A 13,524-nucleotide genomic window follows, 5' to 3' on the forward strand; every position below is an offset into this window, starting at 1 on the left:
GGAATCCCCGTCCTTTAGGGCGGGGAGGACGTCAATGGTCGGCCCTGGGTCAGCGCTTCTATCTGCACTATGTGCGGCGGCCAGGCCCTGCCGAGGGGGTGTTGAGTCCTCTGGTGAGCAGCACCCAACAACCGGACGAATTGGAAGGAGTGCTTTCCGTGACCCGTGAGGTAACTGACGCAAAACGCGCCGAGGTGGAGCTGCAAATTGCTGCCGCTGCATTTCAGGCACATTTGGGCATCATGGTGACCGATGCACGGGGCACGATCCTGAAAGTGAACGACACTTTCAAGCGCATCACCGGCTACAGTGATGCAGAGGTCGTGGGCAGGAACCCACGCATGTTCAGCTCTGGGCACCACAATGCCGCCTTCTACCGGTGTTTGTGGCGCAGCGTACTCTCCACGGGAAGCTGGGAGGGAGAAATCTGGAACCAGCGCAAGAACGGCGAGCTGTTTCCCGAGTGGCTGACCATCAGCGCCGTGCACGACCGCAACGGCAGCTTGACCCACTATGTGGCCACCATGAGTGACATCAGCGAGCGCAAGGCGGCCGAGCAGGAAATTCATCAGCTGGCGTTCTACGATCCGCTGACCGGCTTTGCCAACCGTCGCCTGTTCATCGACCGAATCGGCGTGGCCCTCAAGGAGCTGAACCGCCATCAGCGCTGCGGAGCGCTGATTCTGCTGGACCTGGATAGCTTCAATCATGTCAACGATACCCTGGGGCATCACATCGGTGATCGGCTGTTGCAGAACGTGGCACGCCGTTTTGGCCAGATGCTGCGCGATACGGACACTCTGGCGCGACTGGGCGGCGACGAGTTTGCCGTGTTGGTCGAGGGAGTGGACGGCAGCCCGCGTAAAACGCAGGCGCTGGCCGAGCACATTGCCAACAAGCTGATGGCAGCGCTGGATATCCCGATCCAGGTGGGGGATGAGCAGGCGTCGGTCACGGCCAGCGTGGGCATCACCGTCATGGCCGACAGCCAGCGCAGTGCCGATGATTATCTGCAGCAGGCGGACATGGCGCTTTCCCAGGCCAAGGCCAGTGGTCGACGCACGTTACGCTTTTTCGACCCCTCCATGCAGGCCGCGCTGCTGGCCAGAGTCAGGCTGGAGGCTGACCTGCGTCTGGCGCTGGATCACCAGCAGTGGCTGTTGCACTATCAGCCCCAGGTGGATGAACAGGGGCGCATCAAGGGCGTCGAAGCGCTGTTGCGCTGGTACCATCCTGAACGCGGGCTGGTGTCGCCCGGTGAGTTCATTCCGCTGCTGGAAAGCACCGGCTTGATCAACGACGTAGGCGAGTGGGTGCTGGAGGCAGCCTGCCATCAGTTGGCAGCGTGGCAGCACCAGCCGGGGTTCGAGCAGCTGACCATTTCAGTCAACATCAGCCCTCTGCAGTTCCGCGAGAGCGATTTTCTACATCGAGTGGAGCAGGTGTTCCAGCGCACCCGAGCCCCGCTCGAGCGGTTGAAGCTGGAAGTCACCGAAACGCTGTTCGTCGACGCCCGAGACGATGCCCGCGACAAGATGCTGAGCCTGAAGGCGCGCGGCGTTCGCTTCTCGCTGGACGACTTCGGCACCGGCTACTCGTCGCTGGCGTATCTGGCACAGCTCCCGCTGGATCAGTTGAAGATCGACCAGTCCTTTGTGCAGCAGGTGCTCGAGAGCAGTGCCAATGCCGCCATCGTCGAAAGTACCATTGCCCTGGCCAAGAGCCTGAACCTGGATGTCATCGCCGAGGGGGTCGAAACCCCGGCGCATCAGGCCTGGCTCATGGCCCACGGGTGCCATGCGTTTCAGGGGTACTTGTTCGGGCGGCCCATGCCGGTGGAGGAAATGGAGCAGGCCGTGCGCGCGCAACGTCCCTCACCGCCAGGCGCCCAGGGCGCGTAGCTGATCAGGAAGCGTAGCATCAGCCAGGGGCAGCGTGCCGTCAGGGGTAATCACCTCCAGCCGGGAGTCTTGTCGCCAGGCACTGGCGGCCACGCGCTGGGTGCCTTCGGCGCGGTTGAGCTGCTTCCAGCCATCGTCCGTATGAAAGACGCCCTTCACCCTGGCGGTGGCGGGTAGTTCGCTCATCCATAGCGCCAAACGGTCCAGGTCGAAACGTTCGGCGGGGTGCCAGCGCACCCCAGTGCTGGTGTAGCCCAGGGCGCTGGCGGCCTGTTGCTGCGCTTTGCCTGGGGGCGGTGGGAAGTCGAAGAACGCCCCTTCGAGGCTGGGCCCCTGAGCAACCAGAGCCTGGTGCGCGGCGGGCATGGCGGTTGGCGCCGCAGGGCGGGGGGACGAAGGGCTCAGCAGGCGGTCAATGGGCAGGGGGCCTTGCTGGGTGCTATGCACCCATTTGCACGGCGGCCAGAGCGTGTCGATGAACTGCTCGGCCCGTGCATGTTGTGCGTCGCTGGCCATGTCGGCCAGAGTGATGACCACGGCATCGGCCATGGTCAGCTGATCTTGAAAAGTCTCATGCGCTCGCACGCGTGCTTCATCCAGCCGACGCGGGTCGAGGGTGGCGATGATGTCCTGCACCGCCACCACGTCCCGGAAAGCCTCACCCTGCAGCAAATCCATCAGCCCGGCGGGGTGCCCAAGCCCAGAGGGCTCGATGATCACCCGGTCGGGTCTCTGGCGTGCCAGCAGATTGACCAGCGCCGCCTGCAGCACGAACGCCAGCTGGCAGCACAGGCAGCCGCCAGGCAGGCCCTTGACCACCACGTCATCACGGGCAGTGAACATGGTCTGGTCGATGCCGATCTGACCGAACTCGTTGACCAGAATGGCCCATTTTTCATGGGCGGGTTTCTGCTCGATCAGCTGATGAATCAGCGTGGTTTTCCCGCTGCCCAAAAAGCCGGTCACGATATGCACGGGTACGAGTGCCTCAAGCGCCAACGGCTCAACCTCCGGTCATGTTCATGAAGCGCACCACCTGAATATCACCATCGGTGGTGAAGTGGTGGCGCTCGGGTTTCAATGGCAGGGCGTCGATGATGGCCTGCTTGAGCGGTGCGATCTCGCCGGGATGACGGCGCAGCACCGCGCGCAGGTCCACCGAGTGTTCATTGCCCAGGCACAGCAGCAGGCGGCCCTCCACGGTGACGCGTACCCGGTTGCAGCTGTCACAGAAGTTATGGCTGTGGGGGGAGATGAAGCCCACGCGGCTGTCGCTGTCGGCCATCCTGAAGTAGCGCGAGGGCCCGGGCGTGCTTTCGGTGGTGGGGGTCAGCGGGTAGCGGGTTTCGATCAGCGCCTGCACGTCATCGCTGGAGTAGAAGGTCTCTGCTCGAGAGTGGTCCGATACATCCCCCAGCGGCATCTCCTCGATGAAGCTGATGTCCAGCTGCTCGCGGCGGGCAAAGCTCACCAGGTCGAGCACTTCATCTTCGTTGCGCCCCTTCAGAATCACCGCGTTGAGCTTGATCCGAGTGAAACCAGCCTCCTTGGCTGCCTGAATGCCGTCCAGCACGCGGGCCAGCTCGCCCGTGCGGGTCAACTGCTTGAAGCGTTCGGGGTGCAGCGAGTCGAGGCTGATGTTGAGCCTGCGCAAGCCGCCCGCGTAAAGCCGCTTGGCATGCTTGCGCAGGCTCGCGCCGTTGGTGGTCATGGTGAAGTCATCCAGACCCGGCAGCGCGCCGATGTCGTCCACCAGCTGTTCGATGCCCTTGCGCACCAGCGGCTCACCGCCTGTCAGGCGAATTTTCTCCACGCCCAGTTCGGTAAACGCGCGGGCCACCAAGGCCAGCTCCTCCAGAGTGAGCACCTGGGCGCGTGGCAGAAAGGTCATCTCTTCGCTCATGCAGTAGACACAGCGAAAATCGCAGCGGTCGGTCACCGATAGCCGCACATAGCGAACTCGGCGGCCAAAATCGTCGATCAGTTGTTCGGTCATTGCCAGCTCGTTATCGGTTGTATGCAGACCACTTCGCCTGGCTGGGCGCCTGCCTGGTCATCGCCAAGTTCGATCATGCAGTTGGCGGCCACCATGGAGGTCAGAATCCCCGAGCCCTGGGCTCCGGTACTGCGCACATGCAGCGTACCCTGCGCATCGCAGTGGTAAACACCGCGGATGAAGTCAGTGCGCTGTAGACGGCTCTTCAACGTGGTTTGGGCAATTGCCTTGAGCCGGGGCGGCGGCGCCGGGGGCAGGCCCTGCAACTGCCGCAGCAGCGGTACCACGAATTGCAGGAACGTCACCATGACCGCTACCGGGTTGCCCGGCAGGCCGATCAGGGGCGTTTGTGTAGCGCCCAGCTGTCCGCAGGCCATGGGCCGTCCGGGGCGTAGCGCTACCCGCCAGAAGGCCAGGCGGCCAAGCTTTTCCAGCGCCGCCCGAGTGTAGTCGGCATTGCCCACGGAAACCCCACCGCTGGTGATCACCAGATCGCTCTGGGTGGCGGCGCTGGCCAGTGCGGTTTCGATGGCGTCGAGGTCGTCGGGGAGAATGCCCAGATCCAGCACCTCGGCCCCCTGCTCGGCGAGCAGGCCCATCAGGGTAAATCGGTTGGTGTCGTAGACGCCTGCGCTGGGGAGTGGGCCGCCCGGTGGCGTCACCTCGTTGCCGGTAGAGAAAATCGCCACCCGGGGGCGCCGATACACCGTGACGACGGCATGGCCCAGCGAGGCCACCAGCCCCATGCGAGCGGCGTCCAGTCGCGCGCCTGCGGCAAGGGCGACGCTGCCTTTGGCAATGTCTTCCCCGGCCTGGCGCACGTGTTGCCCGGCTGTCACTCGTTCGGGCGCATCGACGGTGGCGCTTGCGCCATCGTCGATCAGCTGTTCACGCATGATCACCGTATCGGTACCGCGGGGGATCGGCGCACCGGTGGTGATGCGCACGCACTGGCCCGCAGGCACCTCGCCGGCAAACGCCTGCCCGGCGAAGGCGTCCCCCACGATGGGGAAATGGGTGGTGTAGGGAGGCGCTTTGGGCCAGGCCAGGGCCACGCCATCCATGGCGGCGTTGGTGTTTTGCGGTACATCGATGGGCGCAATGATGTCCTCTGCCAGCCGACGACCAAAAGCGCTGCTCAAGGCGACCTGCTCGGTGGCCACCGGCGACGCCACCAGCGTCATCAGCGCCTCGCGGGCAGCATCGACGCTGAGCATCTGCTCGCCCAGCTCGAAACACGACAGGCTCATGGGGTCTCCCGTGAGGACGTTGCCAGCGCCTGTTCCAGACGGACTTTTTCCTCTTCAGTATTGAGATTGGCGAACGCCTCAGGGCAGTCGGACATGTCCACGCGGCACCAGGCGTGGCGAGCGTACCAGCGGTCGATCTTGCGTTCGCCCTCGGCCAGGGTGGCGGCCAGGTCGTCGGCCAGCGAGGTGCGCAGCAGCGCCACCACGGGGTGCAGGCGCTCGCCGTCGAAGGCCACTGCGATATCGTGCGCGCCATCCTGCGTGACGATGCCTGCCGCCATGCGCGCCACCAGGTCATGGGGCAGCGCGGGGGAGTCGCAGGGGGCAACCAGCAGCCACGGCGTGCGGGCGGCGCGCAGGCCGCTGTAAATGCCCATCAAAGGGCCCTTGAAGCCGCCTTCGGCATCGGCGATCACTCGATCGGCAAACAGCGCGTACGCATCGCCATTGCGGTTGGCGTTGATCATCAGCTCATGGACGTGGCCGTCGAAGCGCTGGACGGTATGCGCCACCAGCGGCAGGCCTGCGAAGGGCTCGAGGCCCTTGTCACGGCCGCCCATGCGGCGGCCCTCACCCCCCGCGAGAATCATGCCGGTAAGGTCGTGTGTCGCGATCATATGCCTGCCTCCCTGGACGAGCGAGCGCTCGGCGGTTTGGGGGGAATGTCATCCAGCGTCAAGCGCCCCTCGGCGTTGATGGCCTGGAAGCTTTTGCCCTTGGCGCGGGCAATCAGCATCACACCGAAGCGTTCGGCCAGCTCGACACCCTTCTGGGTCACCCCCGAGCGTGAGACCAGCACGCTGATGCCCATTTGTGCCACTTTCAGCACCATCTCGGAGGTCAGCCTGCCGGTGGTGTAGAAGATGTCGGCCTGCTGGCTGTTGGCCTGGTTCAACCACTGGCGGCCTGCCAGAGTATCCACGGCGTTGTGCCGCCCTACGTCCTCGACGAAATCGAGCACCTGGGCCTGCTGGCACAGCGCGCAGCCATGCACGGCGCCTGCGCTACGATATGTTTCGTTATAGTGGTTCAGGTTGGTCAGCAGCTGGTAGAGGGTCGACTGGGCCAGCGGCGTGGCGGGCAGCGCCGTGAGCGATGTCTGCTCCAGCAGCTTGCCGAATACCGTGCCCTGTCCGCATCCCGTGGTCACCGTGCGGGTCCCCAGGCGTGCTTCCAGGTCGTCGGGCAGATGGCGCGTGACCACGGCGGCGGCCTCTACCTCCCAGTCTACCTGTACCGCCATAAGGTCTTCTGAACGGTACAGCAGCCCCTGGTTACGCAGGTAGCCAACCACCAGCGCTTCGGGGTCATCGCCCAGGGTCATCAGCGTCACGATTTCACGCTTGTTGAGGTAGACCGTCAGGGCGCGTTCGGCGGCAATGGCCTGCTGGCAGGTCGCCCCGTAGGCATCCATCACGCTGATGGTGGTGGTGGCTGGCAGCCGGGCACGGCTTAACTGAAGGGCGGGCATGCGCAATCCTCACTGCTCCGCGTCACTGCCTCGCCCGATGGGCGCGGCGTTTAACGTAATAGTTGAGTAAAATAGTCTGAGTTGACGATGATGGCGCTCAAAAGGCTTACTTGTCTACCCGTTCAAGGTCTAAAGGGGCAACTCATGAGTGATAATTTGCGTGCCATTAGTGCCACTCTGGTGGCCGAACGAAAGACCATGGGGGCGTTTACCGTCACCCAGTGGCGTATCACCGAGCTGGTGCCCGGTGATCAGGGCGACCACGTGCTGCATCTGCAGCTCTCCATGACCGAACGCGCGGCTTACCGCTTCAATCTGACCTCCGCGACGCCGCGGCTCTTCGTGCGCGCTGGGTTTACCGGGCAGCCAGCCAGGCCGGATGCCATTACCGCGAGCCAGGATGTCGCGGCGGGCTGGCTGGATGGCGAACAGCAGGTGCTGGAGGCCCCCATGCCGCTGGCCATTCAGGTATGGATCGAACGCTATCTGGCCCGTCATGGAGAAGCCCCCGTGGAGCAGCGCAAGAAAAAACGCAAAGGGGCAGGCCGCGCCCAGACGCTGCCCGACAAGGAGTGATCCGATGAGCCGATTAGAGCGTTGGTCGCGCAAAAAGCGTGGCCTCGAGAGCGATGCCGTCATGGCACCCGAGCCTGCCCAGGCAAGCGAGGATGCGTCTGTGCTGCCTGAAGCGCACCAGCAGCAGGAAGCTCCGGCCGACCCCGTTGAGCCCCCGGTACCTGCGCCCGGCAGCCTGGACGATACGCTCCCCGACCCTGATACCTTGCCCGCTGGCAGCGACTTCAGTGTCTTCATGGCGGCGGGGGTCAGTTCGACGCTGCGCCGCCGTGCCCTGCGCCGACTATGGGCCACCGGCAACTACAACGTGCGTGACGGGTTGGATGATTACGATGCCGACTACACGCAGCAGTTGAAGCCCATGGCCAGCGAGCTGGCGGACAAGCTCAGGCGGTGGGCTCACCAGGCGGAAGAGGCCATCGAGGCGCCCCGGGAAGACGAGGCGCGTGCAGCAGGAGCGCAAGAAACGCAAGCGACGTCCGTTGCCCAGGAGGAGGCGACTTGCACAAGGGATGACAGTTTTGTACAAAGCCCCGATCTGGACGACCAGTCTGATTTGCCTCATCACGCTCACAGCGAGCGTCCTGAGCGATAGTTGTCTTGTTTATCATAGAGTTAGCGCTGGCCTAGCGGGCCGCCGTTGACAGTGATAAGACCAATGAAAGTGGCAAAAGGCGGCATAGCACCATACGCTGAAGGCATAAGGGAGGTGGCGTTACACCGCACTTGTGTCAAAATGACCATTAAAACGACCATTCAAATAAAATAATAAGAACGACCCATTGACCGTGAGCGTGCATGAATCAACGAATCCAACTGGCGTCGATTGACGACCAGCGCAACGCGGCCGCTCGTGAAGCGGTGCGTCGGCGTATCTCCTGGCCAGTCAATCTGACCCCCGCCAACGTTACCTACCATAGTCGTGGACACGTGGTGCTGATCGGTGCCGTTCAACCTGTGATAGCCGCCGCGCGTGCGCTGCAGCATCAGGGGTTGGCATCGCTGACGCTACTGACCCTGAACGACGCCGCCGAGCTGCCGATGGGCAGTGAGCCCGTCATCGAGCAGCCCTTGAGTGCCGAGCAGCTGGCGCAGCTCACTATCACCGGGCACCTGGGCGCGTTTCATCTTCAGGTGCCGTTTTCACAGGGTGAAACGCTGGATCTGGCACAAGTGCTGGTCGAGCGTGACGCCTTCGATGTCGTGCTGGACCTGACGGCCCCCGGCATGCTGCCCGCGATGCCATGGGAACTGCCGCCGCCTGGCTATTTGCGACTCGCTCCCGAGGCTGCCGATGAGCAGCGCCAGCAAGTGCTGGAGAGTGCCGTCGAGCTGGTAGGCGAGTTCGACAAGCCCCGTTACTTCCAGGTCAATACCGACCTGTGCGCGCATTCGGCCAGTGGCAATGTCGGGTGTACCCGCTGCCTGGACGTCTGCCCGGCGGATGCCATCACCAGCATCAAGGGGCGTATCGAGTCCCGCATCGAGATAGATCCCTTTCTGTGCCAGGGCGTCGGTAGTTGCACCAGCGCCTGCCCCACCGGTGCCATCGAGTTCAGGCTGCCCGAAACGCGCCGTCAGCAGGATACGCTGTCAGTGTGGCTCGAGGCCTACCGCGAAGCGGGAGGCGAGGTGCCCGTGCTGCGCTTCGTCACCCACGATACTCTGGAGCAAGAGCGCCAGGCGGGCGTGGTCACGCCAGGCCATCTCATCGATGTGCCGCTGGAAGAGCTGGGCGCGGCTGGCCACGACCAGTGGTTGACGGCCTTGGCCAGCGGCGCCTCTGAAGTACGTATTCAGCTTCACGAGGGCATGCCGCCCCGTTTGAGCACCTTTCTGAACCATCAGGTAGCGCTGGCCCAGGGGTTGCTGGCAGCGCTTGGCCACGCCGTCGAACGTATCCAGCTGGTGGCGGCCAACGCCATTGAAACGCGCGACGCTCTGCCCAGCCTGCTGCCGTTGAGTGACACTGCCGTCAGCTTCCGCGAGCCCAACAAGCGCACGCGCTTGAATCAGGTGCTGGCACGCCTGGCCGCGCTGGGAACCCCCAGCGGCGAGCGTCAAGCGTTGCCGGAAGGCGCGGCCTTCGGCGGCATCGACGTGGACAGTAGCGCCTGTACGTTGTGCTATGCCTGCGTCAGCAACTGCCCGACACCCGCGTTGCAGGCAGGCGGCGATACACCGGTGCTCAGCTTCCTGGAAGCCGACTGCGTGCAGTGTGGCCTGTGTGAACAGGCGTGCCCGGAAAATGCCATCACGCTGGTGCCTGGTTTTCTGGCCGCGCCTGCCCGTGAAACGCGCCACGTGTGCCATGAAGAGCCTGCCTTTGAGTGTATCGGCTGTGGCAAACCGTTCGCGACGGTCAGCACGGTGGCCGCCATGAAAACCAAGCTGGCCAATCACCCCTATTTTGCCGGCGATGCGCTGGCGCGTCTGGAAATGTGTGAGGACTGCCGCGTGAAAGACGTCTGGAAAACCATGATGCGCGACCCTGACGCGCAGTTGAAGGTGTAACGCCATGAGTGAAACCGAGGCGATGCTCAGCGAGGTCGACGCGCTGCGCGGGGATATCTACCAGCTGCTGGCACGGCTGTTGCGCCAGTCGCCCGACGTCGAGCTCCTGGCCTGGCTGGCCGAGCTGGAGGTAGAACAGGACGGCACGCGGCTGGCCGAATGCTGGGCTGGCCTTGCCAAGGCAGCCGCCCAGGCCGACCCCGAGCGACTGCAGCGCGCCCACTTTCGCCATCTGGTGGGCGTCATTCAGGGCGATATCGTGCCCTATGCCTCCTGGTATCAGCAGGGTGAGCTCATGGAAGCCGCGCTGGTGGCGCTGCGCCGTGACCTGAGGGAGCTGGGCTTCGAGCGCAGTGAACGCACCCATGAGCCCGAGGATCACCTTGCCGCCGTGTGTGAAGTCATGGGCATGCTGGTAGAAGCTCAGGCAGATGAGCAGGTAGCTTTTTTTCAGCAGCACTTGGCCCCCTGGGCAAAGCGCTGCTTCGACGATGTGGCTGACGTGGAGGCTGCCTTCTATGCCGCGCTGGGCGCGCTAGGCAGTGCCTTCATGGAGAGCGAGCAGGCGCGTATCAGCGACCGAGCCGCCCATCAGCCAGTACGACTCGTGACCTGACCCTGGTTCGCGGTCAGTGAATAGCCGGGCCAGCGGCCCAAGCATAACAAGCATGACAGTGGAGAACCCTATGCACACGTCACATAACCCTGAACGGCGTCGGTTCATGAAGACCGTTGGCCTGGGCACCGCAGCAGCAGGTGCGGCAGCGGCGGTCGGTCACGTTACCCTCGTACAGGCGAGCGACAAGACGCCCAGCCAGCGTGAAGCCCAGTCGGTGAATTACCGCGAGACGGATCACGTTCGTGCCTACTACGCCTCGCTGCGTGACTGACGGCGACCATCAGGAGATTTGCCATGCGCTTAACTCGTAAAACTCAAGCTCCGGCCGCGTCTGGGCTGGGTATCTCTCGTCGCCAATTCCTCAAGCGTACCGGCGCGGGTACGGCCGGTGTTGCGGCGGTTGGTTTCATGGGCGCGCCGATGATGCAGCGCACCGAGGCGGCGAACAAGACCCCGGTGCTCGACTCCCCCGTCGAAACCAAGCGCACCATCTGCTCCCACTGTTCAGTGGGGTGTGGCGTGTATGCAGAAGTGCAGGAGGGCATCTGGACCAAGCAGGAGCCAGCCTTCGACCACCCGATCAACCGTGGCGCCCACTGTGCGAAAGGCGCCTCTCTGCGCCAGCACGGCCACTCCACGCGTCGCCTGAAGTACCCGATGAAGCTGGTCGCGGGTGAATGGCAGCGCCTGAGCTGGGACGACGCCGTCAATGAGATCGGCGACAAGCTGCTGGAACTGCGGGACGCCTACGGCCCCGATAGCGTCTACTGGCTGGGGTCGGCCAAGTTCAGCAACGAGCAGGCGTATCTGATGCGCAAGCTCGCCTCCATGTGGGGCACCAACAACACCGATCACCAGGCGCGTATCTGCCACTCCACCACGGTAGCGGGTGTGGCCAATACCTGGGGCTACGGAGCGATGACCAACTCGCTCAACGATATGCACAACAGCCGCTCCATGCTGTTCATCGGCTCCAACCCCAGTGAAGCCCACCCGGTGGCGATGCAGCACATCCTGATTGCCAAAGAGCGCAACAACTGCGACATCATCGTTGCCGATCCGCGCTTCACGCGTACGGCCGCCAAGGCCAACAAGTACGTGCGCATCCGCCCTGGCTCCGATGTGGCCTACATCTGGGGCCTGTTGTGGCACATTTTCGAAAACGGCTGGGAAGACCGCGAATACATCAACCAGCGCGTCTACGGCATGGATGAAGTGCGTGCCGAAGTCGCCCAGTTCCCGCCCAGCGTCGTGGAAGACATCACCGGCGTCTCGGAAGCCGACATGTTCGAGGTGGCCAAGCGGCTTTCCGACAACCGTCCGGGCTGTGTGATCTGGTGTATGGGCGGTACTCAGCACACCACCGGCAATAACAACACCCGCGCCTACTGCATCCTGGAGCTGGCACTGGGCAACATCGGCAAGTCGGGCGGTGGTGCCAACATCCTGCGTGGTCACGACAACGTACAGGGTGCCACCGATATGGGCCTGGGGTCTGATTCACTGCCGGGTTATTACGGTTTGGCCGAAGAAGCATGGCAGCATTGGGCCTCCGTGTGGGGTGTAGAGTACGAGTGGTTGAAAGGGCGTTTCGACGATACCGAGTACGCCGACGGCAAACCCATGTACACCAACGGTATCACCGTGTCGCGCTGGGTGGATGGCGTGCTGGAAGAGGACGAGAACATCTCCCAGCGCACCGCGCTGAAAGCGATGTTCTACTGGGGCCACGCGGTCAACTCGCAAACCCGCGGCGTTGAAATGCAGAAGGCCATGCAGAAGCTCGAGATGATGGTCATCGTCGACCCGTATCCCACCGTCGCGGCCGTCATGCACGACCGCACCGACGGCGTCTACCTGCTGCCTGCCGCCACCCAGTTCGAAACCACCGGTAGCGTCACCGCCACCAATCGCTCGATCCAGTGGCGTGATCAGGTCATCGAGCCGCTGTTCGAGTCCAAGCCCGACCATGAGATCATGACCCTGTTTGCCAACAAGCTGGGTTTTGGCAACGAGTTCGTCAAGAACTACGCCATGGAAGGTAATCGTCCGGTGATCGAAGACGTGCTGCGCGAAATCAATCGCGGCATGTGGACGGTGGGTTACACCGGCCAAAGCCCGGAGCGCCTGAAAGAGCACCAGCAAAACTGGCACACCTTCAGCTTTGAAAATCTGCGTGCTCAGGGTGGCCCCTCGGATGGCGACTACTACGGTTTGCCGTGGCCCTGCTGGGGCACCCCGGAGTTCCGTCATCCGGGTTCACCGAACCTCTACGACACCAGTATTCCGGTCATGGAGGGCGGCATGGGCTTCCGCGCCCGTTTTGGCATCGAGCGTAACGGCGTCAACCTGCTGGCCGAAGGCTCGGCCCCGGTAGGCGGCGACATCGACGACGGCTATCCGGAGTTCAACGACCAGCTGCTGAAAGACCTGGGCTGGTGGGATGACCTGACGGCCGAAGAGAAAGAGGCTGCTGAAGGTAAAAACTGGAAAACCGACTTCTCCGGCGGTATCCAGCGCGTGGCCATCGAACACGGCTGTGCGCCCTACGGTAACGCCAAGGCCCGCGCCGTGGTGTGGACCTTCCCCGATGAAGTGCCCAAGCACCGCGAGCCGCTCTACACCACGCGGCGTGACCTGGTCGAGCGGTATCCCACCTGGGACGATTTCGACTCCATCATGCGTCTGCCCACGCTCTACAAGACCATTCAGGAGCGTGACAACAGCGCGGACTACCCGATCATTCTGACGACTGGCCGACTGGTCGAGTACGAAGGCGGGGGTGAAGAAACCCGCTCGATGTCCTGGCTGGCGGAGCTGCAGCAGGAAATGTTCGTCGAGATGAACCCTGCCGATGCCAACGATATTGGCGTACGTGACGGTGACGATGTCTGGGTCGAAGGCGCCGAGGGCGGCCGCGTCAAGGTGAAAGCTCTGGTCACGCCCAGGGTGGATCGCAAGGTGGCCTTCATGCCGTTCCACTTTGGCGGCATCTTCCAGGGCGAGAACCTGCATGATCGCTACCCGGAAGGCACGGCGCCCTATGTTCAGGGCGAGGCAGCCAACACGGCGACCACTTACGGCTACGACCCGGTGACACTGATGCAAGAGACCAAGTGCACCATTTGTCGTATTGAGCGCGCTTGAACCGATAACGCGCGACCCGACCAGACAGCAGGCCGATGTGGCAACGTCCG

General features: G+C 63.4%; 12 protein-coding genes. 7 read left to right on the forward strand and 5 right to left on the reverse strand.

Translation table 11 applies throughout. From position 1 onward, the window contains the following. Nucleotides 1-1,901: putative bifunctional diguanylate cyclase/phosphodiesterase (locus B7L72_RS12510; RefSeq protein ID WP_081194721.1), on the forward strand; the 1,901-nt coding region annotated here is incomplete at its 5' end. Here the strand turns inward: B7L72_RS12510 and B7L72_RS12515 are convergent. From B7L72_RS12515 to B7L72_RS12535, 5 genes are read right to left on the reverse strand one after another with little or no spacing between them, the layout of a single operon-like run. Continuing rightward, nucleotides 1,875-2,900: a CobW family GTP-binding protein gene (locus tag B7L72_RS12515; RefSeq protein ID WP_081194723.1), complete on the reverse strand. Its 1,026-nt coding sequence runs from the start codon at nucleotides 2,898-2,900 to the stop codon at nucleotides 1,875-1,877. The two genes, B7L72_RS12510 and B7L72_RS12515, sit on opposite strands and share 27 nt — an antisense overlap. Nucleotides 2,901-2,904: 4 nt before the next feature. After that, nucleotides 2,905-3,897: a GTP 3',8-cyclase MoaA gene (gene moaA, locus B7L72_RS12520; protein WP_039175137.1), complete on the reverse strand. Its 993-nt coding sequence runs from the start codon at nucleotides 3,895-3,897 to the stop codon at nucleotides 2,905-2,907. Next, nucleotides 3,894-5,147 (reverse strand): molybdopterin molybdotransferase MoeA, encoded by a 1,254-nt coding sequence (moeA, locus tag B7L72_RS12525; protein WP_081194725.1) that lies wholly within the window; start codon nucleotides 5,145-5,147, stop codon nucleotides 3,894-3,896. The genes moaA and moeA overlap by 4 nt, the downstream gene beginning before the upstream one ends. Continuing rightward, nucleotides 5,144-5,764: a molybdenum cofactor guanylyltransferase MobA gene (mobA, locus tag B7L72_RS12530; RefSeq protein WP_081194727.1), complete on the reverse strand. Its 621-nt coding sequence runs from the start codon at nucleotides 5,762-5,764 to the stop codon at nucleotides 5,144-5,146. Before mobA ends, moeA begins: the two co-directional genes overlap by 4 nt. Next, nucleotides 5,761-6,618, reverse strand: a complete 858-nt coding sequence (locus B7L72_RS12535; protein ID WP_081194729.1) for a formate dehydrogenase accessory sulfurtransferase FdhD — start codon at nucleotides 6,616-6,618, stop codon at nucleotides 5,761-5,763. Before B7L72_RS12535 ends, mobA begins: the two co-directional genes overlap by 4 nt. A gap of 144 nt (nucleotides 6,619-6,762) precedes the next feature. Here B7L72_RS12535 and B7L72_RS12540 point away from each other — a divergent pair, with 144 nt between their 5' ends. The 6 genes from B7L72_RS12540 to B7L72_RS12565 all read left to right on the forward strand — a co-directional run bounded on the left by B7L72_RS12540 (nucleotide 6,763) and on the right by B7L72_RS12565 (nucleotide 13,474). Further along, entirely contained in the window at nucleotides 6,763-7,194 is a 432-nt protein-coding gene (locus B7L72_RS12540; protein ID WP_081194731.1) for a DUF3305 domain-containing protein, read from the forward strand. A 4-nt stretch (nucleotides 7,195-7,198) separates the two neighbouring features. Next, nucleotides 7,199-7,789 carry a DUF3306 domain-containing protein gene (locus B7L72_RS12545; protein WP_081194733.1) on the forward strand — a complete coding sequence of 197 codons (591 nt, stop codon included), beginning with the start codon at nucleotides 7,199-7,201 and terminating at the stop codon, nucleotides 7,787-7,789. Nucleotides 7,790-7,992: 203 nt separating this feature from the next. After that, nucleotides 7,993-9,708, forward strand: a complete 1,716-nt coding sequence (locus B7L72_RS12550; protein WP_081194735.1) for a 4Fe-4S dicluster domain-containing protein — start codon at nucleotides 7,993-7,995, stop codon at nucleotides 9,706-9,708. Nucleotides 9,709-9,712: 4 nt separating this feature from the next. Beyond that, on the forward strand, nucleotides 9,713-10,324 hold the full coding sequence (locus B7L72_RS12555; protein WP_016915150.1) for a TorD/DmsD family molecular chaperone: 612 nt from the start codon (nucleotides 9,713-9,715) through the stop codon (nucleotides 10,322-10,324). Nucleotides 10,325-10,394: 70 nt separating this feature from the next. Next, nucleotides 10,395-10,598 carry a twin-arginine translocation signal domain-containing protein gene (locus B7L72_RS12560; RefSeq protein WP_016915149.1) on the forward strand — a complete coding sequence of 68 codons (204 nt, stop codon included), beginning with the start codon at nucleotides 10,395-10,397 and terminating at the stop codon, nucleotides 10,596-10,598. Between the two features lie 23 nt (nucleotides 10,599-10,621). Further along, complete coding sequence (locus B7L72_RS12565; protein WP_081194737.1) at nucleotides 10,622-13,474, forward strand: molybdopterin-dependent oxidoreductase; 2,853 nt, start codon at nucleotides 10,622-10,624, stop codon at nucleotides 13,472-13,474. The last annotated feature ends 50 nt before the right edge of the window (nucleotides 13,475-13,524 follow it).

It is taken from the genome of Halomonas sp. BC1, from assembly GCF_002078135.1.
Classification (GTDB): domain Bacteria; phylum Pseudomonadota; class Gammaproteobacteria; order Pseudomonadales; family Halomonadaceae; genus Vreelandella; species Vreelandella stevensii.